The organism is Streptomyces kryoterrae (genome assembly GCF_054072135.1).
This window is the reverse complement of record NZ_CM133358.1, coordinates 2850306-2876871: the sequence shown is the minus strand read 5'-3', so window position 1 is coordinate 2876871 and position 26566 is coordinate 2850306. Positions and strand designations below refer to the sequence as shown.

The following is a 26566-nucleotide window of genomic DNA, read 5'->3' as shown; positions in this document are numbered from 1 at the left end:
TTCCAGTGGGTCCCCGCGGCTTCCCGCAGCTCCTGCCCAAACGGAGCCCGTTCCTCCGTACAACTCTCCCTCCCTGGCCGGAGTCTGTGTGCGTGATGTGCCCTTCGTTGACAGGGGGGTTCCGGATTCGAGGGAGAGAAACGCGATATGACCCGTTCGCGGAGTCTTGTCAGGCTGGTCGCGTTCGCCGGAGCGGTGGCCCTGGCGTGCACCGTGCCAGCCATGCCCGCCCAGGCGGCGCCCACGGCCGACACACCGGTCGGCACCGTCACGCTCAAGTCGGCGAGAGAGGCCGATCTGACGTACAGGTGGGCGGGCGCGTCCGGATTCCAGTACACGGCGTGGAGCGCGGACCCGGTATGGGTGGACTACAAGGGCGTGGTCCCGCCCGCCCACGCGGGCCCCGACGACCTGCCCTCGGGCACGGACGTGGTCAGCACCGTGAGCGGCTCCACCGTGACCCAGAAGCACCGCTCCACCGGTGTGACCGCCACCGTCACCCTTCCGGCCGGCCAGGCCTACAAGGCCGCCTCGGGCTGGAGCGTGCTGACCGAGGACGCCGCCGGTACCCCGCACGTGCTGCGCGCGACGGCCGACGGCACCACGGACCTGACCGTCAAGGGCCTGCCTGCAGGCGCCCGGCCCGTGAAGTACGTCAACGGCGGCTCGGTCCGTCGCATCGGCCTCGTCTACCTGCTGGACGACAAGCGGTCCGTGGGCCTCGTCGATCTCGCGGACGGTGCCTTCCGTACGTACGTCAGCGGCACCGACGAGTTCGCGGCGGTCACCTTCAACGACCGCTGGCTGGTGGCCGACTGGAAGTCGGTACGCGTGGACGCGCCGCCTGGCACCGAGCCCACCGCGCTCGCCGTCCCGGCCTTTCCCTGGAAGCACTACGCGGTTGTCGGCGACCAGCTCCTCATCGGCTATCCGGTCAACTACGGCGTCACCGGCCCGGCGTTGACCGCCCGCTCACTCGTCACCGGCGCCACATCGACCGCGCTCGCCCAGTCGTACATGTCGTTCGCACCGACCGCTGACGGCGGCGCGCTCGCCACAGCCGGACCCTCCGGCCTCGACTGGCACGTGTACCGCATCACGCCCACCGCGGCCGGCACCACCGCCGCCGAGGAGGTGACCCAGCTGCCCACGATCGTGTCGTACGTGCCCGCGCTGGCCCTCGCCGGCGGCGAGTTGTTCCTTTACGGCGACTCGCCGTCCGCCAGCGTCTTCAGCAGCTTCGCCCTGGACGCCACAGGCCGGCCCGTGGGTCCGCAGACCCTCCGCAGCCCTGAGATGAACGCGTACGACTGCATCGCGGGCGACGTCACCTGTCCCCAGATCGAGGCACTCGGCGACGGCCGGACCACCTCCAACTGGAGCGTCTGGCCCGACATGGACAACGCGGGGCCGCAGAACGTGCGGGTCACCGGACTGGACACGAAGACCCAGGTCAACGCCGCCACGGGTAGCAGACTCGGGCGTATCACGAGCGGCAGCGGCCGTTACGTCCTCTACAACGGCGGCACCACCAACGTGCAGAAGGTCATCGACTTCCCCAACGGCGCCACCGCCGGCACGGTCGTCCTCACCCGTACCCGCACGCCCGCGTCGGTCTGGGGCCAGGTCCTCTGGTCGACCGGCAGCACCAAGGGATCCGTCGTCGGACTCAACCTCAAGACCAAGAAGACCGTCGCCACCATCGCCACCGGCGCGCCCTGCAAGCCCACCGACGTCCAGGCCGTCAACACCTGGCTGTACTGGTCCTGCGGCGCGGCGGGACCGGCGGGCGTCTACGACCGCGCGGCCAAGCGCTCCATCCCGGTCCCGTCCGGAGCCGCCCCGGCCCGCCTCGCCGACGGCTACCTCGTCCGCGAGGACCGCGCCACCCACGAGCTGCGGCTCACCGACTTCCACACAGGTCGGGCGACCACCCGTACGGTGGCCGTCCTGCCCGAGCAGGACGTGACGCGCGGCGGCAGCAACGGGCGCTGGGCCGTGGATCGGTTCGGCGGTCACATCGCCTACCAGAAGGGGTCGCGCGGCGAGGTGGCGATCGTCAGGAGCGGGGTACCGGCCTCGTCGCTCGCCCAGACGGAGGCCCAGACGGCACCTCGGGCGGGCGGGCCGACCGCCGCGAAACCGTGGGAGCCCGTCTGGCAGCTCAACAAACCCGCCGCCTGGACCCTGACGCTCACCAACGCCGCCGGAACCAGGGTTCGCGCCCTCACCGGCGACACCTTGGGAGCCGCGGTACGTGCCTCCTGGGACGGTCTGCGGTCCGACGGACAGCGGATCAAGGGCACGTACACCTGGAGGCTCAGCGCCACCCCGCGCGACCACCAGGGCCCCACCCTGACTCTCACGGGTACGACCGTCGTCAACTGAGTCACAGGGGGCGCCCGTTGGCTGTTCTGGCTGTTTCCTGTGCGCATGATGCGCGTGCGCACTCCGTTGCAGGATCTACCGGCGAGGAAAGATGAACCGTTCACGAAGACTTGCCAACGCTGTGCTCGGCGTCGCCGTGGCGCTGTCCTGCGTCACGCTGACCGTGCCCGCACAGGCGGCGCCCGCCGTCGATCCGCCGGCCGGCACTGTCCGGCTTGCCTCCGAGAAGCCGGCCACCGTCGCCTACCGGTGGGTCGGCTCGTCCGGCTTCCAGTACACGTCGACCGGCACCAATCCCGTCCTGTCGGTCGACTACCCGGGCACCGTCCCGCCCGAGCACGCGGGCTCGGACGACCTGGCCAGTGGCACCGATGTCATCAGCACCTTCAGCGGCTCCACCGTCACGCAGAGGCACCGCTCCACGGGCGTGACCGCCACCTTCACCATCCCGGCCGGGCAGAGCGTCAAGTCCGCCCCCGGCTGGAGCGTGCTGACCCGCGACACCGCCGGCACTCTGCACGTCCTGCGCGCCGCCGCGGACGGTACCACCACTGACATACCGGTCACCGGTCTTCCCGCGGGCGCCGAACCGACCACCTACGTCAAGGGCGGCTCGGTCCTCCGGCTCGCCGTCGTCTACACCCTGGACGGTGTGACCTCCGTGGGCCTGGTCGACCTCGCGGACGGCATCTTCCGCACCTATGTCACCGGCGTGGCGACCAGCCCCCCGGTCCGCTTCAACGACCGCTGGCTGGTGGCCGACTGGAAGTCCATACGCGTCGACGCCGAGCCCGGCACCCAGCCCACCGCCCTCAGGAGTTGGGACGTCGAACTCGAAGCCGTCGTCGGCGACCAACTCCTCGTCGCCAACCCGGAAATCGTCTTCAGCGGCACCAAGATCGAACTGACCGCCCTTTCACTCGTCACCGGCGCGACGTACACCGCCCTGGCCGAGTCGTCCGGCAACTTCACCCCGACCCCGGACGGCGGCGCGCTCGCCACCGCCGGACCGTCGAGTCTCGACTGGAACGTCCACCGCGTCACCCCCACGGAGGACGGCCGCACGGCCACCGAGAAGGTCGTCAACATCCCGGCCTCCTCGACCCGGGTGGACGGACTGGCCCTGGCCGGCGGCGAGTTGATGCTGTACGGCGCAACCGCCGGGGGCAACCACCGGTTCAGCAGTTTCCAACTCGACGCCGCGGCCAAGCCCGTTGGCGGGCAGACCCCGCGCAGCACGGTCCTGAGCCCGTCGACCTGCCTGGCCGGCGACGCCGCCTGCCCCCAGCTGGAGGCCCTCGGTGACGGCCGGGTCGCCTACCTGTGGACCAACGCGAACGGTCAGGAGTACGTGAGCATCGCCGGGCTCGACATCTCCGCCACCAGCATCGTCAGCGCGGGCACAGGAGACGCCGGCGGCCGTATCCCGAGTGCCAGCGGCCGCTACGTCCTCTACAACGGCGGCACCCCCGGCGTACAGAAGGTCGTCGACTTCCCGCGCGCCGCCACCGCCGGCGCGGTCGCGCTGAGCCGTACCCGTACCCCCGCGGCCGTCTGGGGCCAGGTCCTGTGGACGACCGGCAGCACCCAGGGGACGGTCGTCGGAACCCACCTCAAGACCCAGCAGACCGTGGCCACCCTCGCGACCGGCGCGCCCTGCACTCCGACCGACATCCAGGCCGTGAACACCTGGCTGTACTGGACCTGCGGCACGGCAGGACCCGCCGGCGTCTACGACCGGGCGACCAACCGCACCATCCCGGTCCCGTCCGACCAGGCGCCGGCCCGCCTCGCCGACGGCTACCTCGTGCGCGAGAACCGCACCACCCACGAACTGCTGCTCACCGACTTCCACACGGGTACGGCGACCACCCGTGCGGTGGCCGTACTGCCCACGGCGGACCAGAACACCGGTGGCAGCAACGGCCGTTGGGCGGTCGACCGGTTCGGCGGCGACATCGCCTACCTCACCTCCGCGAACGGTCAGGTGGCGCTCGTCGACAGCGGGGTCCCGACCTCGTCGCTGGCCCAGACCGAGGCCCAGACGGAGCCCCAGGCGGGCGGCCCCTCCACCGGTTCCCCCTGGCGGCCGGTCTGGCAGCTCAACAAGCCCGCTACCTGGACCCTGACCCTGACCGACAGCGCCGGAACGACGGTCCGCACGCTCACCGGCAGCACCAAGGCGGCCGCGGTGCGCGCTTCCTGGGACGGTCTGTGGTCCGACGGCCACTACGCCTCAGGCACCTACACCTGGAAGCTGACCGCCGAACCCAAGGACTCCCAGGGCCCGGCCCTGAACCTCATGGGGACGACCACGGCCGGCTGAGCCGACTCTGCGGCGGATCCCGGAATCCCAAGGCGGTCCTCCACGGCGACGGCGGGGTCATCGGGCTCCGCCGCCGCCCGAACACGCCACTCCTGCCCCTCCACCCACCCGAACACGACCCACCCCGAACCGCGCCCCGACCGCGCTACCGTCGGACCGAGACGATCAGAGCCGTGGCCCGGGGCATCGACGGGGGGGATAACCCCCGGGCCCCCAGCCGGTCGGCGGTACCGTCGGTGTCATGACGATCCGAGCCGTGGTCTGGGACATCGACGACACGATCTTCGACTACACCACGGCGGACCGCGCCGGCATGCGGGAGCAGCTCGCGGCAGAGGGCCTCCTCGACGGGTACGCGACCGTCGAGGAGGCCCTCGTCCGCTGGCGGGAGGTCACCGACCGGCAGTGGGCGCGGTTCGCGGCGGGGGAGATCGACTTCCTGGGGCAGCGCCGGGAGCGGGTGCGGATGTTCCTGGGCGAGGAGCTGACCGACGCCGGGGCCGACGCCTGGTTCGACCGCTACATCGGGCACTACGAGGCAGCCTGGGCGCTCTTCCCGGACGTACTGCCCGTCCTTGACCTCCTCGCCGCCAGCCACCGGCACGGGGTGCTCTCCAACTCCAGCATCCGGGTGCAGGACCGCAAGCTGCGCGTGCTCGGCGTACGCGACCGCTTCGAGGCCGTGCTGTGCGCGGCCGAGCTGGGCTTCCACAAGCCGGACACCCAGGCCTTCCACGCCGCCTGCGGCGCACTGGGCCTGCCCCCGGAGGAGGTGGCGTACGTCGGCGACCACCCGGAGATCGACGGGCGGGGCGCTGTCGACGCCGGAATGCTGTCCGTGTGGATCGACCGGTGCGGCCCCGCAGTCGTCGAGCAGGCCTCCACGGGCCCGCACCGGATCGCTTCCCTCGCCGAACTCCCGGCGATCCTCGGCGCCGATACCCGTTTTGGAGCGCCGTCCACCTTCGGGTAATGTTCTTCCTGCGCCGCCGGAGAGCGGGCCGAAAGGCCGGGAACCGAAGGCGCAAGCTAGAACAGGAGCTCCGCAGGGGCTCGCGTTCCAGTGGCCTATGGTGTAATTGGCAGCACGACGGTTTCTGGTTCCGTTAGTCTTGGTTCGAGTCCAGGTAGGCCAGCTCGCAGATTGCTTCAAATCTGCACCGTGGAGATCAGAATCCACACAAGCCCCCGTTGTGTAGCGGCCTAGCACGCTGCCCTCTCACGGCAGTAGCGCCGGTTCGAATCCGGTCGGGGGTACAGATCCTTCCCGGAGGGTCAGACCGGGTCGCACCCGCTGACCCTCATGCAGGATCGCTAGGGCCCCCGTTGTGTAGCGGCCTAGCACGCTGCCCTCTCACGGCAGTAGCGCCGGTTCGAATCCGGTCGGGGGTACGCTTTACTCTGAATTGCCTTGGTCTATGGTGTAATTGGCAACACTACGGTTTCTGGTACCGTCATTCTTGGTTCGAGTCCAGGTAGACCAGCTCAGATCTGCGGCGTTATGGTTTGAGCGCCTGCAAGATCCTCGCCCCCGTTGTGTAGCGGCCTAGCACGCTGCCCTCTCACGGCAGTAGCGCCGGTTCGAATCCGGTCGGGGGTACGTCAGGCACGGTGGCCCTCCGCTTCGGCGGAGGGCCGCTTTGCGTGTGCGGTCATGTGCAGCCGGGCTGCGGCCACCTGCCCAGCCACCCGCCTACAGCCCGTACCGCCGCGCCGACTCCTCCTCCTGGGCCAGCCGGTGCAGAGCCGTGAGCACCGGTTCGAAGAGCACGGTCGCCGCGACCGCCGTCTCGACCCGCTCCGCGTCCGACGCGTGCGTCTCCAGATAGTCCAGGTCCCGTCTCGCCACCTGGTGCATCAACTCCGCGTACGGCGCCATCAGTTCGGCGTCCCAGGAGTACCCCAGCCGGATCAGCGCGGCCACCGCCACCACCAGCGAGCGGTGCACGGGGGAGAGGGGGCTCAGCTCGCGCGCGGTCTCCCAGCCCAGACTCACCAGCAGCCGGTCCACCTCCCGGCGGGCGGCGGCCACGGCAGGGTCCTCCTCGTCCGGCTCGGCGCCCTGCGGCAACGCCCACAGGGCCGCGCCCAGGCGGATCGTGCGGCCCAGGGACTCGTCGTCGACGTGGCCGAGCACCTCACGGGCGGTGGCGACGGGGATACGGCCCACCTGGATCATCGCGCGTACCAGTCGCAGCCGGCGCAGATGCTCCTCGTCGTACTCCGCGGTCGTCGTGTTGATCTGCCGTCCGGGCGCCAACAGGCCCTCGCGCAGGTAGTACTTGATGGTCGCGGTGGCCACCCCGCTGCGCTCGCTCAACTCTGCCAGCCGCATGCCTTGCGCCTTTCCTCGGACGACGGCACGATCCAAGCACGCGGTGGTCGGATAGTGCCGCTAGCCAACGGGGTGCGCAGTCCCGACCGGGGAGGTCCCATGTTCGTGAAGCCCAACGCGGGTCGTACGACAGCGGCAGCCGAGGGGGATGTCGTCGTTCTGCTCATCGGGATGCGCATCAACCACTTCTGGGCCGTGCACCACTGGTTCCCGGTGTTCGCGGCCATGCCGCGGATGCTGCGGGAGCTGGCGAAGGATCCTTCACGCGGGCTGCTGAAGCATGTCCTGCTGACGGCGTCGCCACGCACGTACTACGTCGTCCAGTACTGGGAGTCCAAGGAGAAGCTGTACACCTACGCCGCGGCGTCGGACATGTTCCATCACCAGGCGTGGGCGAGGCTCAACCGCAAGGAGCGGGAGGGGAAGGTCCGGCAGCATGTGGGGCTGTGGCACGAGACGTATGTCGTGCCCGAGGGGTCCTACGAGTCGATCTACGCGGACATGCCGGCCTATGGGCTGGCGGCGGCGCACGGGGTACTGCCGGTGGAGCGGCGGGGGCGGTCCGGCAAGGAGCGGTTCGCGCATCGGACGGAGCCGCAGATCGACACAGCCCCACGCCCGTGAAGAGCGGGCGTGTTCGTCGGTGAAGGTCTGCCGCGGCGTTGAGGCCGACCCTCTCTGACCTTGGCGCCCGGGGTCAGCTCGTGCGGCGCAAGGCCTCCGAGAGGCGGGCCGCCGCGTCGATGACCGCCTGGGCGTGCATGCGGCCGGGGTGGCGGGTCAGGCGTTCGATGGGGCCGGAGACCGACACGGCGGCGACCACGCGGTTCGACGGGCCCCGGACGGGGGCGGAGACCGAGGCGACGCCCGGTTCGCGCTCGCCGATGGACTGGGCCCAGCCCCGGCGTCGTACGCCCGACAGCGCTGTCGCGGTGAAACGGGCGCCCTGGAGACCGCGGTGCAGGCGCTCCGGCTCCTCCCACGCCATCAGGATCTGGGCCGACGAGCCCGCCTTCATCGTGAGCGTCGAGCCGACCGGGACCGTGTCCCTCAGGCCCGAGAGACGCTCGGCCGCGGCGACACAGATGCGCATGTCGCCCTGGCGGCGGTAGAGCTGCGCGCTCTCGCCCGTCAGATCGCGGACATGGGTGAGCACCGGGCCGGCGGTCGCCAGGAGGCGGTCCTCGCCGGCGGCAGCCGCCAGTTCCGCCAGGCGGGGGCCGAGAATGAAACGGCCCTGCATGTCGCGCGCCACCAGGCGGTGGTGTTCCAGTGCCACGGCGAGACGATGTGCCGTGGGCCGTGCCAGTCCGGTCGCCGCGACCAGACCCGCGAGGGTGGCCGGACCGGACTCCAGAGCGCTCAGGACAAGGGCTGCCTTGTCCAGAACGCCGACGCCGCTACTGTTGTCCATGCAACGATACTCGCGTCTCACTCTGTGAAACGCAAGTTCATTTTCCGGTGGAACGCGCCACTCTGGAAGGCACAGCGGCTCGCAGACCACGGGCCCGGCGGTGGTCGCCCGGACAAGGGGTACGGGCGGTCGCCTCCACAGGATCTCTATCTAGATGGGCCGGCGCCCGCACCGGCCGGCCGGAGGGAAAGCGATGGGTAGGACACTCGCGGAGAAGGTCTGGGACGACCACGTCGTCCGGCGCGCCGAGGGCGAGCCCGACCTCCTCTTCATCGACTTGCACCTGCTGCACGAGGTGACCAGCCCGCAGGCCTTCGACGGTCTGCGCCAGAACGGCCGTAAGGTGCGGCGCCTCGACCTCACCATCGCGACCGAGGACCACAACACCCCGACCATCGACATCGACAAGCCCATCGCCGACCCGGTCTCCCGGGTCCAGCTGGAGACGCTGCGCAAGAACTGCGCCGACTTCGGGGTGCGGCTGCACCCGCTGGGCGACGTCGAGCAGGGTGTCGTCCACGTCGTGGGACCGCAGCTGGGGCTGACCCAGCCGGGCACCACCGTCGTCTGCGGCGACTCCCACACCTCCACGCACGGCGCCTTCGGCGCGCTGGCGTTCGGCATCGGCACCTCGCAGGTCGAGCATGTGCTGGCCACCCAGACGCTGCCGCTGGCCCGCCCCAGGACCATGGCCATCACGGTCGACGGCGAACTGCCCGACGGCGTCACCGCCAAGGACCTGATCCTCGCCATCATCGCGAAGATCGGTACGGGCGGCGGCCAGGGCTACATCCTGGAGTACCGCGGCCCCGCCATCGAGAAGCTCTCGATGGAGGCCCGGATGACCATCTGCAACATGTCGATCGAGGCCGGCGCCCGCGCGGGCATGATCGCCCCCGACGAGACCACCTTCGAGTACCTGAAGGGCCGCCCGCACGCGCCCGCCGACGCGGACTGGGACGCGGCGGTGGAGTACTGGAAGACGCTGCGCACCGACGACGACGCGGAATTCGACGCGGAGGTCGTCATCGACGGCGCCGCGCTGTCGCCGTTCGTCACCTGGGGCACCAACCCCGGTCAGGGCGCGCCGCTTTCGGCGGACGTCCCCGACCCCGCTTCGTACGAAGACGCTTCGGAGCGCCTCGCTGCCGAAAAGGCCCTGGAATACATGGGGTTGGAGGCCGGGCAGTCGCTGCGCTCCATCAAGGTGGACACCGTCTTCGTAGGTTCGTGCACCAACGGCCGGATCGAGGACCTGCGTGCCGCCGCCGAGATCGTCGGGGGCCGCAAAGTCGCCGACGGCGTACGGATGCTGGTCGTCCCCGGCTCGGTGCGGGTCGGTCTGCAGGCCGTCTCCGAGGGCCTGGACGTGGTCTTCAAGGAGGCCGGCGCCGAATGGCGGCACGCGGGCTGCTCGATGTGCCTGGGCATGAACCCCGACCAGCTGGCCCCCGGTGAGCGCTCCGCGTCCACCTCCAACCGCAACTTCGAGGGCAGGCAGGGCAAGGGCGGCCGTACGCACCTGGTGTCGCCGCAGGTCGCCGCCGCGACGGCCGTACTGGGCCACCTGGCCTCCCCGGCCGACCTGTCCGACGCCGACGCCCGTACGCCCGCTGGAGTCTGATCAGTCATGGAAGCATTCACCACGCACACCGGCCGGGCCGTCCCGCTGCGCCGCAGCAACGTCGACACCGACCAGATCATCCCTGCTCACTGGCTCAAGAAGGTCACGCGGGACGGGTTCGAGGACGGATTGTTCGAGGCCTGGCGCAAGGACGAGAACTTCGTCCTCAACCGGCCCGAGCGCAAGGGCGCGACGGTCCTGGTCGCGGGCCCCGACTTCGGTACGGGCTCCTCGCGCGAGCACGCCGTCTGGGCACTGCAGAACTACGGTTTCAAGACCGTCATCTCGTCGCGCTTCGCCGACATCTTCCGCGGCAACTCGCTCAAGAACGGCCTGCTCACGGTGGTTCTGGAGCAGAAGATCGTGGACTCGCTCCAGGAGCTCACGGAGAACGACCCGCAGGCCGAGATCACGGTCGACCTGGAGGCCCGTGAGGTGCGCGCCGAGGGCATCACCGCGGCCTTCGAGCTCGACGAGAACGCCCGTTGGCGGCTGCTGAACGGGCTGGACGACATCTCCATCACCCTGCAGAACGAGGGCGATATCTCGGCGTACGAGGCGAAGCGGCCCTCGCACAAGCCGTGGACGCTCAAGGTCTGAGCCGCAAGGCCCTTCGCAAGTAGGGTTTCGGCCACGGCAACACCCCGTCTGTACCCCCGATCGCCACGATTGGGGGTACAGCTGTTTCTGTTCCCGGACCCTCTCGCGCACCACGCATGGACCTCTCAACTTCCCATGTTAGAAAGGGTGTTGATGGGGTACCCGGGTCTTGACATCGCGACTCCCAGGTGGACGCGAAAGGCCGTTTGAGGCAGCAGTTGCCCCCTGAGCAGGCGACAACTCGCCCCAGATGGCACAATCTGTGCATGGAACACGACGGCCAACTCGAGCTCTACACGGCGGTCGCGGCCCAACTAAAGGAAGCGCACACAACAGTGCGCGCACTGCAAGTCCCGGAGGGCGTACGGATGGCGCTGACCCGGAAGCTGCTGGTCATTACGGCCGCGGCCAAGCACGATCTCGCCGATGCGACAAGGCGGCTGGAACGCTTCACGGCGGACCTCGACGAGGGTCGAATCCCCGACGAGGGCCACTGAGGAACTCCGTGACAGCCCGAGTTCGTTGCGGCACAAGGGTGATTAGCCCGTTTCGTGTTTGATTTGCGGTATATATCTGCCTAACGTGCGAAAAGGCTTGAACACTTTCGTTCTGGCAATGTCTCCGAAGGGGAAGACGTGAACAAGGCGCAGCTCGTAGAAGCCATTGCGGACAAGGTCGGTGGCCGTCAGCAGGCCGCCGAGGCGGTCGACGCGGTCCTGGACGCCATCGTCCGCGCGACGGTCAGTGGGGACCGGGTCTCGGTCACCGGCTTCGGTTCCTTCGAGAAGGTCGACCGTCCGGCCCGTTACGCCCGCAACCCGCAGACGGGTGAGCGGGTTCGGGTCAAGAAGACCTCCGTCCCCCGCTTCCGCGCGGGCCAGGGCTTCAAGGACCTGGTGAGCGGCTCGAAGAAGCTCCCCCGTGGCGGCGAGGTCGCGGTCAAGAAGGCGCCCAAGGGCAGCCTGACCGGCGGCGGTGCCGCCGCGACGGTCAAGAAGGCCGTGGCGAAGAAGGCCACCACCGCCAAGAAGGCGACGGCCAAGAGGACGACCGCGACGGCCAAGAAGGCGACGCCGGCGAAGAAGACGACGGCGACGGCCAAGAAGACCACGGCCAAGAAGACCACCGCGAAGACCGCGGCGGCCAAGAAGACCACGGCCACGGCGAAGAAGACCGCCGCCAAGAAGGCCCCGGCGGCCAAGAAGGCGACGGCTGCGACCAAGGCCCCGGCCCGCAAGTCGGCGGCCCGCACCACCACCGCCAAGAAGGCCACCGCCCGCACCAAGTAGGGGCGCAGGGGCACCCACGCGCCGGGCCGGACTCCCTCAGGGAGTCCGGCCCGCGGCGTGTCCGGCCCCCTTCGGTACGTGCTCGGAAGGCCGCTCGGCCGGTAGGCCGGTACGTCAGAAGGTCTGCAGGGTGATGAGCGTGATCCGGGGGGTGCCCCCGGCCCCGTCCGCTGCCTCGGGCCCCTCGACCTCGATGCGCACCCGCTGTCCGGGCCGCAGCAGCCTCAGCCCGCCCGCGTCGAACGCCGGCGCGTCGAAGGGAACGGGGGTGCCGTCGTCGAGCAGCACACTGCCGCTGCGTGTCCCGGCGTCGTACGTGTACGCGGTCGCCTGCATGGCGGCAGCCTACTGGCCCGCGATCAGCAGGCCCTCGACGGCGGTCGCCGTCCGTGTCCCCACCCCCAGGGCGAGCGCGGCCCGCAGATCGTCGCCGGTGTCCACGTCCTGGCGTACGGAATTCACCGAGGTGAGTCCGAGTTCCACGGCGCCGGAGTCGTGATGGCGGATTCGGGAATGCGGACCGAAATGCGGAAGCAATTCCTGACCGGGGCGGGCGGTCAGCAGAGTGGTGCCGACAGTGGCCGCGTCCGCGAGGAAAGCGCGCGGGAATTCGGCGGCGGCGTCCAGGACGCGGGCCAGTTCCAGGGGGCGCAGGGCCGGCAGATCGGCGTTCAGGGCCGCTACGGGGCTGTCGGGCAGTCGAGTCCGTACGGCTGCCGCTCCGTGCGCCAGAGCGGCGTTCAGGCCGCCCAGGGGCTCGTCGGAGACGATCGCGGCCCCCAGGGCTGCCAGCTCACGGGCGGCCAGGGCGTCGTTCGTGACGACCACCACATCGTGCACCGCCGCGCAGGCGAGCACCGCTGCCACGGTGTCCTGGGCGAAGGCCAGGGCGAGCCCGGGGCGGAGTCCGTCGTGGGCGGTGTCCGCGAGTCTGCTCTTGGCCCGAGCCAGGGGTTTGAGGGGTATGACCACTGTCCACCGCACGCGCGTTCCGTCCCTCCCTCGTCAACCCCGGTTGCTCTTCCGGCGCTCTCCCGGCCGCAACCATTGTCACCTGGCTGTCATCAAAGCCCATCCGGCGGTGTCGGTGCCGGGGCGTACGGTGTTCTCGACAGACCGGAAGCCCGGGGCGACACTTGTGCGGCCCCCGGTCCACCGGCAGAGGTCCTGGTCCAGGCCTTAGAGGAAGGTGTCCCGCGTGCCCCGCCGCAGAATCGGCTTCTGGTACCGCCTCGCCGCGGTCATCTGCAAACCGCCGCTGGTGGTTCTGCTCGACCGGGACTGGCGCGGAATGGAGAACATTCCGGCGGCGGGCGGATTCATCACCGCGGTGAACCACAATTCGCACGCGGACCCCTTCGCGTACGCGCACTACCAGTACAACAGCGGTCGCGTTCCGCGTTTCCTGGCGAAGAGCGGGCTTTTCGGGAAGGGATTCGTCGGCACCATGATGCGCGGTACCGGACAGATCCCCGTCTACCGCGAGACCACCGACGCGCTGAGCGCCTTCCGCGCCGCGATCGCCGCCGTGGAGCGCGGCGAATGCGTCGTCTTCTATCCCGAGGGCACCATCACCCGCGACCCGGACCAGTGGCCCATGACCGGCAAGACCGGCGCCGCCCGGGTCGCCCTGCAGACCAGGTGCCCGGTGATCCCGGTGGCCCAGTGGGGCGCGAACGAACTGCTGCCACCGTACGCAGGGAAGCTCAACGTCCTTCCGCGCAAGACCCACCACGTCCTCGCCGGCCCGCCCGTGGACCTGACGCGGTTCTACGGCAAGGAGATGAGCCCCGACCTCCTCAAGGAGGCGACGGAGGTCATCATGGCCGCAGTCACCCGCCTGCTGGAGGAGATCCGCGGCGAGAAGGCGCCCGATACTCCCTACGACCCGCGCGAGGAGCGGATCGAGCAGCGCCGCCGCACGGCCGCGGAAGAGGCGCAGGACGCGTTGGACGCGCGTGCGAGAGCCGCCGCCGAGGCGGCGGGTGAAGGGCCGGGAGCGCGGTCGTCGGCAGTACACGAAGCAGCGGTACAGGAAGTGGCAGTGCACGAAGCAGCGGTACAAAGATCGGCAGAAGTACGGGAAGTTCAGGAAGAGGGGCAGAGCAAGTGAGCGAGCGGGTCAAGGCGGCGGTGTTCAGCGCTGGATCATGGGGGACCGCCTTCGGCATGGTGCTCGCCGACGCCGGCTGCGAGGTGACTCTGTGGGCCCGCCGCCCCGAACTCGCCGAGGCGATCAACTCCACGCGGACGAACCCGGACTACTTCCCGGGTGTCGAACTCCCGGAGAACCTCCGCGCCACCACGGACCCGGCACAGGCCGCGCGCGACGCGGACTTCACGATACTCAGCATCCCCTCGCAGACCCTGCGCGGGAATCTCGCCGAGTGGACGCCCCTGCTCGCCCCCGGCACGGTCCTCGTGTCCCTCATGAAGGGCGTCGAACTCGGCTCCGCGATGCGGATGAGCGAGGTCATCGAGGACGTCGCCAAGGTGGGCCAGGACCGCATCGCGGTCGTCACGGGCCCCAACCTCGCCCGGGAGATCGCCGCCCGGATGCCGGCCGCCGCGGTGGTCGCCTGTACGGACGACGCCGTGGCCCAGCGCCTCCAGAGCGTCTGCCACACCCCGTACTTCCGCCCGTACACGAACACCGACATCGTCGGCTGCGAACTCGGCGGCGCGGTCAAGAACGTGATCGGGCTGGCCGTCGGTATCGCCGACGGCATGGGCCTCGGCGACAACACGAAGGGCTCGCTCATCACGCGCGGCCTCGCCGAGACCGCCCGCCTCGGCCTCGCGATGGGCGCCGACCCGCTCACCTTCGCCGGACTCGCGGGCCTGGGCGACCTGGTGGCGACCTGCTCCTCGCCCCTCTCCCGCAACCACACCTTCGGCACCAACCTCGGCAGGGGCATGACCCTCCAGGAGACCATCGCGATCACCAAGCAGACCGCCGAGGGCGTCAAGTCCTGTGAGAGCGTGCTGGATCTGGCCCGCAGGCACGGCGTCGACATGCCGATCACGGAGACGGTCGTCGGTATCGTGCACGAGGGCAAGCCGCCCGTCGTGGCCCTCAAGGAACTGATGTCGCGCAGCGCCAAGCCCGAACGACGCTGAGCAACAGGGGTCTGCGGGCGCTGACTCAGCGCACTGCCACCGGGTACCCTCAACCCGATATGAGCACCGAGAACCTCCCCCAGAGTCCCGAGCAGCCGTCCCGCAAGCCGCGCGTGGCCGTTGTCTTCGGCGGTCGCAGCTCCGAACACGGGATCTCCGTGGTCACCGCCGGCGCCGTGCTGCGTGCCATCGACCGGACGAAGTACGACGTCCTGCCGATCGGCATCACCCAGGACGGCCGCTGGGCGCTCACCGCGGACGAACCGGAGCGCATGGCGATCGTCGACCGCAAGGCGCCGAACGTCGACCAGTTGGCCGAGTCGGACGAGGGCGGCGTGGTGCTCTCCGTCGACCCCGCGAACCGCGAAGTCGTCTACAGCGAACCGGGATCGGTGCCCAAGGCCCTCGGCGAGGTGGACGTCGTCTTCCCCGTCCTGCACGGCCCGTACGGCGAGGACGGCACCCTCCAGGGTCTGCTGGAGCTCTCCGGAGTCCCGTACGTGGGCGCGGGCGTGCTCGCCTCGGCCGTCGGCCAGGACAAGGAGTACATGAAACGGGTGTTCACGTCGTTCGGCCTCAAGGTGGGCCCGTACGTGGTGATCCGGCCGCGTGAGTGGGAGCGCGACGAGTCGGCCGCCCGCAAGAAGATCATCGACTTCGCCGGCGAGCACGGCTGGCCGCTGTTCGTGAAGCCCGCGCGCGCGGGATCGTCCTTCGGTATCACCAAGGTCGACGAGCTGAGCGGCCTCGACGAGGCGATCGCCGAGGCCCAGCGGCACGACCCGAAGATCATCGTGGAGGCCGCGCTGCGCGGGCGCGAGATCGAGTGCGGGGTGCTGGAGTTCGAGGACGGTCCGCGTGCCTCCGTACCCGCCGAGATCCCGCCCGTGCAGGCGCACGCCTTCTACGACTTCGAGGCCAAGTACATCGACTCGGCCGACGGCATCGTCCCCGCCCCCCTCACCGAGGAGCAGACCGCGGAGGTCCGCCGCCTCGCGGTCGAGGCCTTCGACGCGGCTTCCTGCGAGGGCCTGGTCCGCGCGGACTTCTTCCTCACCGAGGACGGCGAGTTCGTCATCAACGAGATCAACACGATGCCCGGCTTCACCCCGATCTCCATGTACCCGAGGATGTGGCAGGAGACGGGAGTGAACTACCCCGAGCTGGTGGATCGGCTGGTGCAGGCGGCGCTGCGCCGCTCAACGGGCCTGAGGTAAGGCGCCCCACAGGGGCGCGGGGCCGTATGCGATGTGCAGCTCCGCTGCGTGGGCGCGACAAGCCACGGCGAACCGGTACTCGACAACGCAACAGACCCCCTTCGACGCCTAGTTGGCGATCCCCTCAGGCACCGTCTTCTTGATGGCGGCAGCCAGATCGACAAGGGCCCCCGAGGTGTCCCTCCCGGAGGGGACCGTCACCTCGACATAGGCAAGCCGCGACGAGGTGGTGAAGCGGGACGACCCGTCGTCCCGCTTCTCCATCAGCCACCCGACCCCGTTCACCTCACCCCCCACCGCATCGGGATCCGCACCGGTGGCGACCTTGGGGTCCGTCATCTTGGGCGGCCGTACGACACCGCAGCGCAGTATGATCGCCGGGCTGCCCCAGCCCGCGGTCAGTGCGGACCGGGGCTCGGGGTCGTCGCGGCCGAGGCCGTCCACCTTCGCCGGCAGCGCCTTGTCCAGGTTCCGGCACAGCTTCGTGGCCTTCCCGTCCGGCTCGGGAACCGTGACCGCGGCGCTGTCGTCTGCTGAGGAGCAGCCCGTGACGACGATCAACAGGGCGAGCGCGGGCAGAGCGAGCGGCCGGTGACGGAAGAAGTTCACCGGCACAGGCTAGACGGGGGCTACAAGTGCACCACCGGGCAGGTCAGAGTGCGGGTGATGCCGTCCACTTGCTGGACCTTCGCGACCACCATGCGGCCGAGGTCGTCCACGGTGTCGGCCTGGGCGCGCACAATCACGTCATACGGTCCTGTCACGTCCTCGGCCTGGGTCACTCCCGGGATCTTGCTGATCGTCTCGGCGACGGTCGACGCCTTACCGACCTCGGTCTGGATCAGGATGTACGCCTGTACCACGGAACCTCCAGGGCGGCCACGAGGATCATGTGGGGAAAAGGAACGCCACGGTATCGCGTCGCCACGCGCCACGGGGAGACCCGCGGCGACCGGGAACCCGCACAGGGGTGCACACGCAGCACAGGTTGACGGTCACCTCGACCGTACAGAGGTCCTCCGGACCTCGCGACCGGGCAGGGACAGCAACGGGGACAGCACCAGAAGGGGACGTACGACTATGAAGGGCACTGTGGGCGAACTGGGGGAGTTCGGGCTCATCAGGGAGCTCACCTCCCGGCTCACCACCACCCCGGCGGTCCGGGTCGGCCCCGGCGACGACGCCGCCGTGGTCGCCGCGCCCGACCGCAGGGTCGTGGCGAGCACCGACATCCTCCTGGAGGGGCGGCACTTCCGCCGCGACTGGTCCACCGCGTACGACGTGGGCCGCAAGGCCGCCGCCCAGAACCTCGCGGACATCGCCGCCATGGGTGCCGTACCGACCGCACTGCTCCTCGGCCTGGTCGTCCCCGCCGAGCTCCCGGTCACCTGGCCCGTCGAACTGATGGACGGTCTGCGGGACGAGGCCCAGGTCGCGGGCGCCGCCGTGGTCGGCGGTGATGTCGTACGAGGGGACACGATCATGGTCTCCATCACCGCGCTCGGCGATCTGCGCAACCACGAGCCGGTCATCCGGGGCGGCGCCCGGCCCGGTGACGTCGTCGCCGTGACGGGCTGGCTGGGCTGGTCGGCGGCCGGACACGCGGTGCTCTCGCGCGGCTTCCGCTCGCCGCGCGCCTTCGTCGAGGCCCACCGGCGCCCCGAACCGCCGTACCACGCGGGCCCCGCGGCGGCCGGTCTCGGCGCGACCGCGATGTGTGACGTGAGCGACGGGCTGATCGCCGACCTCGGGCACATCGCGGAGGCCAGCAAGGTCCGGATCGACATCCGTTCGGGCGCCATCGACATCCCCACCCAGATGAACGACATCGGGCAGGCAGTCGGCGTCGACCCCATGCAGTGGGTGCTCACCGGGGGCGAGGACCACGCGATCGTGGCGACCTTCCCGCCGGACGTGAAGCTGCCCGCCCGCTGGAAGGTGATCGGCGAGGTCCTCAACCCGTCGGCGCTGCCCCAGGTGACGGTCGACGGGGCGCCGTGGACCAGCAAGGGCGGCTGGGACCACTTCGCGGACATCGAGTCGTGACCGCGCCCCCGCGCGTCCTGACGGTCGCGGGCTCCGACTCCGGCGGGGGTGCCGGGATCCAGGCCGACCTGAAGACGATGCTGGCGCTCGGGGTGCACGGCATGAGCGTGCTCACGGCGGTCACGGCGCAGAACTCCCTGGGTGTACAGGGCGCTTGGGAGCTGCCGGTGGAGGCGGTGCGGGCCCAGTACCGCAGCGTCGTCGACGACATCGGCGTGGACGCGGTGAAGACGGGGATGCTCGCCTCGGCCGAACTGGTCGAGGCGGTAGCCGCCTTGATCGCCGCGACGGACGTGCCGGTGGTCGTCGACCCAGTGGGCGTCTCCAAGCACGGGGATCCGCTGCTGGCCGCGTCCGCACTGGATGCCGTACGCACGAAACTCCTGCCGGTGGCGACCGTGGCGACCCCCAACCTCGACGAGGTGGCCCAGCTCACGGGCGTACGGGTCGAGTCGGAGGAGCAGTTGCGCGAGGCCGCGGCGGCCGTGCTGGCGTACGGGCCGACGTGGGCGCTGATCAAGGGCGGCCATCTGCCGGGTGAGGCCGTCGACCTGCTCACGGACGGGTCCGAGGAGTACTGGCTGCGCGCCCCGCGCCACGACAACCGGCACACGCACGGCACGGGCTGCACGCTGGCGTCGGCCATCGCGTCGGGGCTGGCGAAGGGCCGGACGGTACCGGAGGCGGTGGCGGCGGCGAAGGAGTACGTCACTGGGGCGATCGCGGCCGGGTTCGCGCTGGGGAGCGGGATCGGGCCGGTGGATCACGGGTGGCGGTTTCGCACGTAGACAACTGTGCAGACGGCATCAAGTCCGCCGGCGGGTACGGCAAAAAGCCGGTCCACCGAGGTGGACCGGCTCTGTGCAGCGAACCAGCAGTGGCCGCGCGCTAGCTGATCGTCAGCGCGAGACCTTGCCGGCCTTGATGCACGAGGTGCAAGCGTTCACGCGCTTCGGCGTCCCACTGACCACGGTACGTACGCGCTGGATGTTCGGGTTCCAGCGACGGGGTGTACGGCGGTGCGAGTGGGAGATGCTGTTGCCGAAGCCCGGCCCCTTGCCGCAGACGTCGCAGTTGGCAGCCACGGGTCACTCCAAAGACTTCAGATGCTCTTACGGGTTGATCCCGGCACGCCGGGATCAGGATCAGAGGATCTGAGTGGCAGTGCCAGGGAGAAGGCCCGATGTACGACGACCATCTGGGATGGCCTTCTCGATCGGGCAACCGGAGCAGCATACAACGACTGCGCCAGTACAACGAAACTACCATGGCTGATCAGGGCTTCACTCCAGGCCCCGGGCCACCCGGCATTCACCCGGGGTCTACGCTGCGTGCCACGTTCAGCAGCTCAGGGAGGCGCAGGTGCCGCAGGTGCCGCAGACGTTCTTCGATGCTCTCGCGGTGCGCACCTGGTGCGGACTCGCGCTGGCCGCGCTCGGGCGGGCGCGCGAGGAGATCGACGCGATCAATGTCTATCCGGTCGCCGACGGGGACACCGGCACCAACCTGTATCTGACGCTGGAGTCGGCGTGCGCGGCGGTCGAGGCCGCCTTCGCGGGGCATGAGGCAGGGGCCGGGCCGGGTGGTACCCCCGGGGCTCCTACGGTTCCTACGCTGGCCGACGCGACCCGGGCGATGGCCCACGGCGCCCTGATAGGGGCGCGCGGCAACTCCGGCACGATCCTGGCGCAGCTGCTGCGCGGTATGGCCCAGGTGCTGGCCGCCGACGCGGACGGCGAGAGCGCCCGCATCGACGGCCCCGGCCTGTGCCTGGCCCTGCGGCACGCGGCCGACGCCGCCCGGCAGGCCGTGGCCCACCCGGTCGAGGGGACGGTCCTCACGGTCGCCTCGGCCGCCGCCGACGCCGCGACGGAGGCCCAGGGCGACTGCGGGACGGTGGCCCGAGCCGCGTACGAGGGCGCTTCGGCCGCGTTGGCCGCCACCCCGGGCCAGCTGGCCGTCCTGGGGCGCGCGGGCGTGGTCGACGCGGGCGGGCGGGGACTGGTGGCGGTGCTCGGGGCGCTGGTGGAGACGTTCACGGGGGAAGCGCCGGGGGGTGGCGCGACGGGGCCAGCGGGGGCGGCACGCGTGCGTGTGCCGGTTCGGCCGGAGGTGCACCAGGCGCCGGCCCCCGATGGACCGGACGAGTGCGCGGACGACGTCTCCGGGCCCGCTTTCGAGGTCATCTACCTCCTGGAGGCCGGGGACGCGGCCGTCGACCGGCTCCGGGAGCGGCTGGACCGGCTCGGGGACTCGCTCGTGGTGGTCGGGGGCGACGGACTGTGGAACGTGCATGTCCACGTCGACGACGCGGGCGCCGCCGTGGAGGCCGGCGTCGAGGCCGGGCGGCCGTACCGGATCCGGATCACGCACTTCGGGGTCGGTGACGTCCACACCGGCGGCGGGCGTCCGCCCCGGGAGCGGGTGCAGCGGGCCGTCGTGGCCGTCGTGCCCGGGGAGGGGCTGGCCGGGCTGTACGGCGAGGCCGGCGCCACCACCGTGCTCGCCCGGCCCGGGGAGCCACCGGCGAGCGGGGAGCTCGTCGAGGCCGTGCGGCGGGCCCACGCGCGCGAGGTCGTGCTGCTGCCCAACGACGCCGACCTGCGCCACACCGCCGCCGCGGCGGCCGAACAGGCCCGCACGGAGGGCATCCGCGTGGCCCTGATCCCGACCCGATCGGCGGTCCAGGGCATCGCCGCGCTCGCCGTGCACGAACCGGAACGCCGGTTCGACGAGGACGTCGTCGCGATGACCTCGGCGGCGGGTGCGACCCGGTATGCCGAACTCGCCGTCGCGGAACGGCAGTCCTGGACGATGGCCGGCATCTGTCAGACCGGGGACGTCCTCGGCCTCATCGACGGCGACGTCGCCGTGATCGGCTCGGACGTCACGGCCACCGCGGAGGCCGTCATCGACCGCATGCTCCAGGCGGGCGGTGAGATGGTCACCCTCGTCCTCGGCGACGAGGCGCCCGAGGCGATCGCGGCGCATCTCGAAGCGCGGGTGCGGGAGGGATATCTGGCCGTCGACACGGTGGTGTACCAGGGTGGTCGGCAGGGGGCGTTGCTGCTCATCGGGGTGGAGTGAATCGCCCCCGCCGCCCCTACCCGTCCCATCCCTGGGGGCTGCGCCCCCAGACCCCCTGTCGCGCTGAACGCGCTCGTCCTCAAACGCCGGACGGGCTGACTATCCAGCCCCTCCGGCGTTTGAGGAGCGGGGGTTCGGGGGCAGCGCCCCCGATGGGGGTACCCCCTCTGGGGGAGGGACGGGTAGGGGCGGCGGGGGCGAAGGAAGGGCCGGCTACTCGGCCTCCTGCTCCTCCATCAGCTGCAGCATCTGCTCCGCCTCCGCCCGCCGGGACTCCACCGTTTCGGCCTCCTCCTCGCCGGAGTCCTCATAGGCCTCGTACGCGAGCAGCACCCCACGCGCGCGTGCCGCCGCCTCCGACGGGCGGCTCAGGTCCGCCTCCAGCCAGCCGGCGGCCAGTTCGGCGCCGGTGCGGCCGTGCAGGCCCTCCTCGCCGAGGGAGGAGAACACGGCGATCGCCTTCGTCATCTGGGCCAGCGCCGTCTCGAACGCGGCCTCGATCGCGCCGTCCTCGGCGTCCTCGGCGGCGGAGCGGGCCAGCAGGTCGCCGAACTGGCGGTGGGTGTGGGCGAGTTCGGCGCCGAGCTGCTCACGGGACTCCAGGTCCTCCGCCTCGGACAGGGCCTGCGCACACTCCCGGACCGCTTCCGCCATCCGCTGCCGGGCCCCGTCCAGGCCCGCCTCCATGCGCAGCGCGAGCCACGCGCGGGCGCGCAGGGCACGCACCAGACCGTGCACGTTGCCGAGCGAGCGCCACAGCTCACCGGCGCGCTCATAGGCCTGGTCGGCCTCGCCGGGCAGCCCGGCGAGGCCGAGGGACTCGGCGGCGAGGTGGGCGAGGGTCGCGTGGTCCTGCTGCTCGGGCCAGTGCCGCGCGATCTCCGCGGCCCGCAGCCGGCGTTCGGCGGACTCACGGTGCTCGCCCAGCTCGCCCAGGCAGTCGCCGAGCCACCACAGTGTCTGTACGACCGCTCCGTCGCCGTGCGTCTCGGTGCCGAGGTCGGGCAGCGCCGACTCCAGCACCTCGGCCGCCTCCGCCCACCGGCCCTGCCGCAGCAGGAAACCGCCGAGCAGATGCCGGGCCCAGGCGCCCAGGGTCGGGCCCTCGCCCGCCTCGTCGGCCCAGTGCGCGGCCTCCAGGGCGCGGTCCGCGGCCTCGGTGACCTCGTCGCGCGCCCCGAGGATCTCGGCCAGCTGAAGGTTCAGCTGGGCCTGGCCCGCCGCCTCCAGATACGCCCCGCCGTGCTCCAGGGCTCCCCGCAGCGCCCGTTCGGCCCCGGCGACGTCTCCGAGGTGGTGGGCGAGTCCGGCCAGCCGGGCCTCGTACTCCACCGCGAACCACGGCAGGCCCGCCGCGACGAACGCCTCCGTGGACCGGGCGAACAGCTCCGCGGCCCCCGCGAGGTCCCCGGTGCGCGTCGCCAGTTCCCCGAGCATGGCCTGTGCCTCGGCGCCGCGTGAGGCGAGCCGCACATCGTCCCCGGCGTGCCCGTCGACGAGCGCCAGCAGCTCCCGTACGGCGTTCTCGGCGGCGGCCAGGACCTGGTCGGTGCCGTCCTCCTCGACCTGCCGCATGAGGATGCGGGCGCGCCCCATCAGGACGGCCGCGGCCTGCCGTACGCCGGTGCTCTCGTCCGAGTAGAGCGCGAGCACCTCCTCGTACGGCTCGGAGACGGCCGCCAGAGCCGCGTCGATGTCACCCTCCAGGGCGCGTGCGTACGCGGCGCGGGCGCGGGCGGCCAGGGCCTCGCCGGGGTCGCCGGCCTCGGCGTACAGCTCGGCGGCCCGTTCGAAGAGCGCGATGCCCTCAGGACCGCCCTCCATGGCCCTGTGATCGATGATCTCCGCCCGGTCGGCCGCCGGTAGGTCCACGTCCTCGGCAGCCCGCCAGACGGCCGCCCACGCCTCCATGGCGTGCGGAAGCAGCCCGTCCGACATCCGGCGCGCGTCGGCGAGCAGCGCGGACAGGTCGCCCGGGGCGCCGGCCGGCTTCTCCGCGGTGTCCGCGGACGTCGCGGTCACCATGGACTCCGCGGGCGCCCGGCGGGGCGCGGGGACACCCCTCGCCGCCCGCACGCCCAACGGCAGCCGGGCCACCAGCGGAGCCTGGTCCATACGCGCGCGGATGCCCTCGCCGACGTACGACGTGCCGTTGCGCAGGTCGAAGCGGGCGGCCAGGGAAAGGGCCTCCTCGCGCGCGTGGACGGCGAGTTCGCGGGCGGTCCAGTCGCGCTCGGCCGGCCCGGGGACCGACTGGGCGCCCATACCCATGGCGGTCAGCCGGTCCATGAGGAGGGTCACGGCGGCCAGGAAGTCCAGCCGGCTGCGCGGCTGCCCGGAGTCCGTGAAATACGCGGGGCGCTCCGAGAGGAGTTCCAGGCCGCGCGCCTCGTTGCCGGTCAGCGCGCAGAACTCGACGTGGTCCGCGTACGCGGCCCGCATGCTCTCCATGGGCCGCACCAGCCGGAAGCCCCGCAGGTGATGCGCGCGGGCCTCGTCCAGGCGGCCCAGGCGCAGCAGCGGGGCCAGCGAGGACGCCAGGACGGTGTGCGGTTCGTGGGCGCACGTGAACTCGCCCTCCAGGACCGGCCGCCACAGGTCGAGCGCCTCGGCGTCCGCCCCCCGCTCGGCCTGCCACCAGCCCTGGCTGTGCAGTTCGCAGGCATGGCAGTCGGCCATGCTGTCGCGGTCTGCGGCCAGCCAGGCGGCGTACGCCCGTTCGGCCCGCGGCAGGTCGCCGACATGCGCGGCCACACTGAACTCGGCGCCGCGCACGGCCCGTTCGGAGTGCCCGGCGAGCCGGTAGCGGTGCTCCATCTCGCCGAGCCACTTCTCGACGGAGGCCAGCGGGATGTGTGGCTGGTCCAGCATGCCCGTGGTCATCCACTTGAAGACCCAGTGCAGCGTGTGGACCTCGTACTCGTCGAAGTCCTCGGGCCGCTCGTCCCACATGCGCAGCAGACGCGCGAAGGGGACGAACATCCGGTCCTTCTCGGAGCTGTAGTTGTAGGCCTTCAGCTGGTGCCCGAGCGCCTCGATCACGGCGAGCGGGATGCTCAGCCTCTCGGCCTCGGCCAGCAGTTGCTCCGCGCGCGCGTTGCGGGCCGGTCCCTCCGGCTGCTCCGAGTTCAGCGCCATGGCCTCGCGGAGGGCGTCGAAGTCCTTGATCTCGCTCATCGCCGGCCGTCCTCAGGGGGCTCCGTGGGATCGCTGTGGGTGGCCCACTCCAGGAGGCCGATGAACGCACGGTTCAGCAGCGCGGAGTCCGCGGGCCGCAGCGGGCGCTGCGCCATGAGCAGGGCCTGCCCGTACAGGGACTCCGTGGCGGTGCCGATCAGTTCCCGGTCCTCCAGTGAACTGATCCTCCGGATCAGCGGGTTGAGATGGTTGAGCACCAGCCGCGCGCGCGGGGCGCTGCCCCGCAGCGAGCCGAGGATGCCGGCCCACAGGTCGTCGGCCCGCTCCTCGGCCTCCGCGCGCGCCTGCTCGTGCCGGGCCGCCCGGTCGTCCAGGTGCAGCGCGGGCACCGACAGCGGGTGGAAGGCGCGCAGGACGACATCGCACCCCAGGGGGTCGAGTCTGGCGCGCGCGGTCCCCAGGAAGGCCGCCAGGGCCAGCTCCTCGGCCGGGTCGACCGCGTCCAGGTGCGCGGTCACGGTGTCGGCGTCCAGCTCGGCGACCACGGTCCCCGGGCGCACCGACGGCAGCGCCTCGATCAGCTCGCTGTCGTACGTGTAGCCGCCGTTGACGACGCCGACGCCCTGCGCGGACGCGATGGGCGCGACCTGCCGGTACTCTTCGACGGTGCGCGTGAAGTGCACCACCGGGTGCCGCTGCGCGAACTCCTCCAGGGACAGCCGCCCGTCGGTGGTCTCGAAGGGGAGCCACGGCAGCATCGTGCGCAGCATCTCCTTGTCGTGCCTGGCCAGCGACTTGACCCCGAGGTGGTGCACCGACAGGAACGCGGCCAGCCGCTCCGGATCCCCGGCGGCGAGCCCGGTGAGCCAGGAGCGAATCCTTTCGCCCAGTGCCTCCCGTACGGCGGCCAGCGTCTCGTCCTCGTACAGCGACTCGCGCGAAGCCGTCGGCCGCAGACTGTCCGTGTCGAGCACGCACCGCACGAAGAACGCCCAGTCGGGCAGCAGCTGTTCGGCCCGCTCGGTGAGCAGCATGCCCTTCAGATGCACCCGGTGACTCGCGCGCTGCGCCGGACTCACCGACGAGGGCAGGACGTACGCCACCCCGCGGATCCCGGCGAGCGGCACGTCCAGGTCGATCGAGTCCAGCGGCGTGAACCCGAACAGGTCGTGACAGTGCCGCTGGAGGGCCACCCTCCGGGTGACGGGCGACGGGTACGGACGGTTCCAGGGCGCCGGCAGATCGGTGACCGCCTCGTCGCCCACCCGCACGTCGTACGGCAGCAGCGACCCGAAGTCCCGCGCCAGCGCCAGCACACGCTCCTCGGTGAGCCACTCACCGGCCCCGGGCCGCGCCACCAGGTGCACGGTCGTGCCCGGTTCGGGCCTGGCGGAGTCGGGCAGCGTACGCACGGTGTACGAACCGTCGTCCGCGGCCGTCCACTCCACGGGCGGCGCGTCCGGCGTACGGGCGCTGCGGCTGACGACCCTGATCCGCTCGGCCACGACGAAACAGGCCAGCAGCCCGATGCCGAACTGGCCGAGGAACTCCGAACGCGCCTCCTGGATGCCGCCCGGATCCGCCCGCTTGGAACTGCGGCCGATGGTCGCGAGAAGGTTGTGCACGTCCGTCTCGGTGAGGCCGACCCCGGAGTCCTCGACCCGCAGGGTGCCGCCCTCCGCGTACAGCCGCACCCGCGCCGGGGCGTCGGGCTGCTCGGCGCGCCGGGCGGTGATCGCGTCCACGGCGTTCTGCAGCAGCTCGCGCAGATAGACCCTGGGGCTGGAGTAGAGGTGATGGGAGAGCAGGTCCACGAGGCCGCGCAGGTCGACCTGGAACGTATGCGGTGACTGGGGTGCCTGGGATGACTGTGAGGTCTGGGAGTCCATCGTCGCAGCGCCGGAGGGGGGACCAGGTTCTGGCGACGGCGCGGGGTCGGGCGGTCCCGGTGAGGCGGTGACCGCGGGGATGGCCTGGGGCGC

23 protein-coding genes and 5 tRNA genes are annotated in these 26566 nt (G+C 71.2%); 19 read left to right on the top strand and 9 right to left on the bottom strand.

The annotated features are described in order from the left end of the window. Positions 1 to 147 precede the first annotated feature (147 nt). The 8 genes from ACW4TU_RS12040 to ACW4TU_RS12005 all read left to right on the top strand — a co-directional run bounded on the left by ACW4TU_RS12040 (position 148) and on the right by ACW4TU_RS12005 (position 6314). Positions 148 to 2388 (top strand): hypothetical protein, encoded by a 2241-nt coding sequence (locus ACW4TU_RS12040; protein WP_457427407.1) that lies wholly within the window; start codon positions 148 to 150, stop codon positions 2386 to 2388. Positions 2389 to 2479: 91 nt separating this feature from the next. Further along, positions 2480 to 4714: a FlgD immunoglobulin-like domain containing protein gene (locus ACW4TU_RS12035; RefSeq protein ID WP_457427405.1), complete on the top strand. Its 2235-nt coding sequence runs from the start codon at positions 2480 to 2482 to the stop codon at positions 4712 to 4714. A 241-nt stretch (positions 4715 to 4955) separates the two neighbouring features. Further along, on the top strand, positions 4956 to 5687 hold the full coding sequence (locus tag ACW4TU_RS12030; protein WP_457427403.1) for an HAD family hydrolase: 732 nt from the start codon (positions 4956 to 4958) through the stop codon (positions 5685 to 5687). Positions 5688 to 5778: 91 nt separating this feature from the next. Beyond that, positions 5779 to 5850 (top strand) — tRNA-Gln (locus ACW4TU_RS12025). Between the two features lie 48 nt (positions 5851 to 5898). Next, a tRNA-Glu gene (locus ACW4TU_RS12020) sits at positions 5899 to 5971 on the top strand. A 62-nt stretch (positions 5972 to 6033) separates the two neighbouring features. Next, positions 6034 to 6106 (top strand) — tRNA-Glu (locus ACW4TU_RS12015). Positions 6107 to 6126: 20 nt separating this feature from the next. After that, positions 6127 to 6198 (top strand) — tRNA-Gln (locus ACW4TU_RS12010). A gap of 43 nt (positions 6199 to 6241) precedes the next feature. After that, positions 6242 to 6314, top strand: a tRNA-Glu gene (locus ACW4TU_RS12005). A gap of 93 nt (positions 6315 to 6407) precedes the next feature. Here ACW4TU_RS12005 and ACW4TU_RS12000 read toward each other — a convergent pair. Continuing rightward, a complete protein-coding gene (locus ACW4TU_RS12000; protein ID WP_457427401.1) occupies positions 6408 to 7049 on the bottom strand; it encodes a MerR family transcriptional regulator in 642 nt (213 codons plus the stop codon). A gap of 99 nt (positions 7050 to 7148) precedes the next feature. On the opposite strand from ACW4TU_RS12000, the gene ACW4TU_RS11995 reads away from it, so the two are divergent. Continuing rightward, positions 7149 to 7673, top strand: coding sequence for a DUF4188 domain-containing protein (locus ACW4TU_RS11995; RefSeq protein WP_457427399.1), 525 nt, complete (start codon positions 7149 to 7151; stop codon positions 7671 to 7673). 73 nt (positions 7674 to 7746) lie between these two features. On the opposite strand, the gene ndgR is transcribed toward ACW4TU_RS11995, so the two are convergent. Further along, entirely contained in the window at positions 7747 to 8463 is a 717-nt protein-coding gene (gene ndgR / locus ACW4TU_RS11990; RefSeq protein ID WP_164418275.1) for an IclR family transcriptional regulator NdgR, read from the bottom strand. Positions 8464 to 8656: 193 nt separating this feature from the next. On the opposite strand from ndgR, the gene leuC reads away from it, so the two are divergent. From leuC to ACW4TU_RS11970, 4 genes are all read left to right on the top strand, one after another. Continuing rightward, positions 8657 to 10087 (top strand): 3-isopropylmalate dehydratase large subunit, encoded by a 1431-nt coding sequence (leuC, locus tag ACW4TU_RS11985; RefSeq protein ID WP_457427397.1) that lies wholly within the window; start codon positions 8657 to 8659, stop codon positions 10085 to 10087. A 6-nt stretch (positions 10088 to 10093) separates the two neighbouring features. Continuing rightward, on the top strand, positions 10094 to 10687 hold the full coding sequence (leuD, locus tag ACW4TU_RS11980; protein ID WP_457427395.1) for a 3-isopropylmalate dehydratase small subunit: 594 nt from the start codon (positions 10094 to 10096) through the stop codon (positions 10685 to 10687). A 266-nt stretch (positions 10688 to 10953) separates the two neighbouring features. After that, positions 10954 to 11184 (top strand): SCO5555 family protein, encoded by a 231-nt coding sequence (locus tag ACW4TU_RS11975; protein WP_457427394.1) that lies wholly within the window; start codon positions 10954 to 10956, stop codon positions 11182 to 11184. Between the two features lie 138 nt (positions 11185 to 11322). Continuing rightward, positions 11323 to 11976, top strand: a complete 654-nt coding sequence (locus ACW4TU_RS11970) for an HU family DNA-binding protein (protein ID WP_457427392.1) — start codon at positions 11323 to 11325, stop codon at positions 11974 to 11976. Between the two features lie 114 nt (positions 11977 to 12090). Here the strand turns inward: ACW4TU_RS11970 and ACW4TU_RS11965 are convergent, their stop codons facing one another. Continuing rightward, positions 12091 to 12312 (bottom strand): hypothetical protein, encoded by a 222-nt coding sequence (locus tag ACW4TU_RS11965; protein ID WP_457427390.1) that lies wholly within the window; start codon positions 12310 to 12312, stop codon positions 12091 to 12093. A gap of 9 nt (positions 12313 to 12321) precedes the next feature. After that, on the bottom strand, positions 12322 to 12960 hold the full coding sequence (cofC, locus tag ACW4TU_RS11960) for a 2-phospho-L-lactate guanylyltransferase (RefSeq protein ID WP_457427388.1): 639 nt from the start codon (positions 12958 to 12960) through the stop codon (positions 12322 to 12324). Between the two features lie 214 nt (positions 12961 to 13174). On the opposite strand from cofC, the gene ACW4TU_RS11955 reads away from it, so the two are divergent. From ACW4TU_RS11955 to ACW4TU_RS11945, 3 genes are read left to right on the top strand one after another with little or no spacing between them, the layout of a single operon-like run. Beyond that, positions 13175 to 14089: a lysophospholipid acyltransferase family protein gene (locus tag ACW4TU_RS11955; RefSeq protein WP_457427386.1), complete on the top strand. Its 915-nt coding sequence runs from the start codon at positions 13175 to 13177 to the stop codon at positions 14087 to 14089. Further along, complete coding sequence (locus ACW4TU_RS11950) at positions 14086 to 15096, top strand: NAD(P)H-dependent glycerol-3-phosphate dehydrogenase (protein WP_457427384.1); 1011 nt, start codon at positions 14086 to 14088, stop codon at positions 15094 to 15096. Before ACW4TU_RS11955 ends, ACW4TU_RS11950 begins: the two co-directional genes overlap by 4 nt. Before the next feature lie 59 nt (positions 15097 to 15155). Further along, entirely contained in the window at positions 15156 to 16313 is a 1158-nt protein-coding gene (locus ACW4TU_RS11945) for a D-alanine--D-alanine ligase family protein (RefSeq protein WP_457427382.1), read from the top strand. Positions 16314 to 16421: 108 nt separating this feature from the next. Here the strand turns inward: ACW4TU_RS11945 and ACW4TU_RS11940 are convergent, their stop codons facing one another. Together ACW4TU_RS11940 and ACW4TU_RS11935 are read right to left on the bottom strand one after the other, a co-directional pair. Then, a complete protein-coding gene (locus ACW4TU_RS11940; protein ID WP_457427380.1) occupies positions 16422 to 16922 on the bottom strand; it encodes a DUF3515 domain-containing protein in 501 nt (166 codons plus the stop codon). Between the two features lie 20 nt (positions 16923 to 16942). Beyond that, positions 16943 to 17176 carry an Lrp/AsnC family transcriptional regulator gene (locus ACW4TU_RS11935; protein WP_006376792.1) on the bottom strand — a complete coding sequence of 78 codons (234 nt, stop codon included), beginning with the start codon at positions 17174 to 17176 and terminating at the stop codon, positions 16943 to 16945. A gap of 217 nt (positions 17177 to 17393) precedes the next feature. Here ACW4TU_RS11935 and ACW4TU_RS11930 point away from each other — a divergent pair, with 217 nt between their 5' ends. Then, positions 17394 to 18359 carry a thiamine-phosphate kinase gene (locus tag ACW4TU_RS11930; protein ID WP_327697919.1) on the top strand — a complete coding sequence of 322 codons (966 nt, stop codon included), beginning with the start codon at positions 17394 to 17396 and terminating at the stop codon, positions 18357 to 18359. Then, positions 18356 to 19147 carry a bifunctional hydroxymethylpyrimidine kinase/phosphomethylpyrimidine kinase gene (gene thiD / locus ACW4TU_RS11925; protein WP_457427377.1) on the top strand — a complete coding sequence of 264 codons (792 nt, stop codon included), beginning with the start codon at positions 18356 to 18358 and terminating at the stop codon, positions 19145 to 19147. The genes ACW4TU_RS11930 and thiD overlap by 4 nt, the downstream gene beginning before the upstream one ends. 111 nt (positions 19148 to 19258) lie before the next feature. Here thiD and rpmB read toward each other — a convergent pair whose 3' ends face one another. Further along, positions 19259 to 19444 carry a 50S ribosomal protein L28 gene (gene rpmB / locus ACW4TU_RS11920; RefSeq protein ID WP_006376789.1) on the bottom strand — a complete coding sequence of 62 codons (186 nt, stop codon included), beginning with the start codon at positions 19442 to 19444 and terminating at the stop codon, positions 19259 to 19261. 277 nt (positions 19445 to 19721) lie between these two features. On the opposite strand from rpmB, the gene ACW4TU_RS11915 reads away from it, so the two are divergent. Continuing rightward, positions 19722 to 21446 (top strand): DAK2 domain-containing protein, encoded by a 1725-nt coding sequence (locus tag ACW4TU_RS11915; RefSeq protein WP_457427375.1) that lies wholly within the window; start codon positions 19722 to 19724, stop codon positions 21444 to 21446. Between the two features lie 213 nt (positions 21447 to 21659). Here the strand turns inward: ACW4TU_RS11915 and ACW4TU_RS11910 are convergent, their stop codons facing one another. Beyond that, positions 21660 to 24623, bottom strand: a complete 2964-nt coding sequence (locus ACW4TU_RS11910; RefSeq protein ID WP_457427373.1) for a tetratricopeptide repeat protein — start codon at positions 24621 to 24623, stop codon at positions 21660 to 21662. Next, a complete protein-coding gene (locus ACW4TU_RS11905) occupies positions 24620 to 26473 on the bottom strand; it encodes an HSP90 family protein (RefSeq protein WP_457427371.1) in 1854 nt (617 codons plus the stop codon). The genes ACW4TU_RS11910 and ACW4TU_RS11905 overlap by 4 nt, the downstream gene beginning before the upstream one ends. Between the last annotated feature and the right edge of the window lie 93 nt (positions 26474 to 26566).

Coding starts and splice junctions, on each gene's coding strand:
- ACW4TU_RS12000 (WP_457427401.1), bottom strand. CDS start 7,049: ATGCGGCTGGCAGAGTTGAGCGAGCGCAGCGGGGTGGCCACCGCGACC.
- ACW4TU_RS12030 (WP_457427403.1), top strand. CDS start 4,956: ATGACGATCCGAGCCGTGGTCTGGGACATCGACGACACGATCTTCGAC.
- ACW4TU_RS12040 (WP_457427407.1), top strand. CDS start 148: ATGACCCGTTCGCGGAGTCTTGTCAGGCTGGTCGCGTTCGCCGGAGCG.
- ACW4TU_RS11910 (WP_457427373.1), bottom strand. CDS start 24,623: ATGAGCGAGATCAAGGACTTCGACGCCCTCCGCGAGGCCATGGCGCTG.
- ACW4TU_RS12035 (WP_457427405.1), top strand. CDS start 2,480: ATGAACCGTTCACGAAGACTTGCCAACGCTGTGCTCGGCGTCGCCGTG.
- ACW4TU_RS11995 (WP_457427399.1), top strand. CDS start 7,149: ATGTTCGTGAAGCCCAACGCGGGTCGTACGACAGCGGCAGCCGAGGGG.
- ACW4TU_RS11930 (WP_327697919.1), top strand. CDS start 17,394: ATGAAGGGCACTGTGGGCGAACTGGGGGAGTTCGGGCTCATCAGGGAG.
- ACW4TU_RS11975 (WP_457427394.1), top strand. CDS start 10,954: ATGGAACACGACGGCCAACTCGAGCTCTACACGGCGGTCGCGGCCCAA.
- ndgR (WP_164418275.1), bottom strand. CDS start 8,463: ATGGACAACAGTAGCGGCGTCGGCGTTCTGGACAAGGCAGCCCTTGTC.
- ACW4TU_RS11965 (WP_457427390.1), bottom strand. CDS start 12,312: ATGCAGGCGACCGCGTACACGTACGACGCCGGGACACGCAGCGGCAGT.
- ACW4TU_RS11905 (WP_457427371.1), bottom strand. CDS start 26,473: ATGGACTCCCAGACCTCACAGTCATCCCAGGCACCCCAGTCACCGCAT.
- leuD (WP_457427395.1), top strand. CDS start 10,094: ATGGAAGCATTCACCACGCACACCGGCCGGGCCGTCCCGCTGCGCCGC.
- ACW4TU_RS11945 (WP_457427382.1), top strand. CDS start 15,156: ATGAGCACCGAGAACCTCCCCCAGAGTCCCGAGCAGCCGTCCCGCAAG.
- leuC (WP_457427397.1), top strand. CDS start 8,657: ATGGGTAGGACACTCGCGGAGAAGGTCTGGGACGACCACGTCGTCCGG.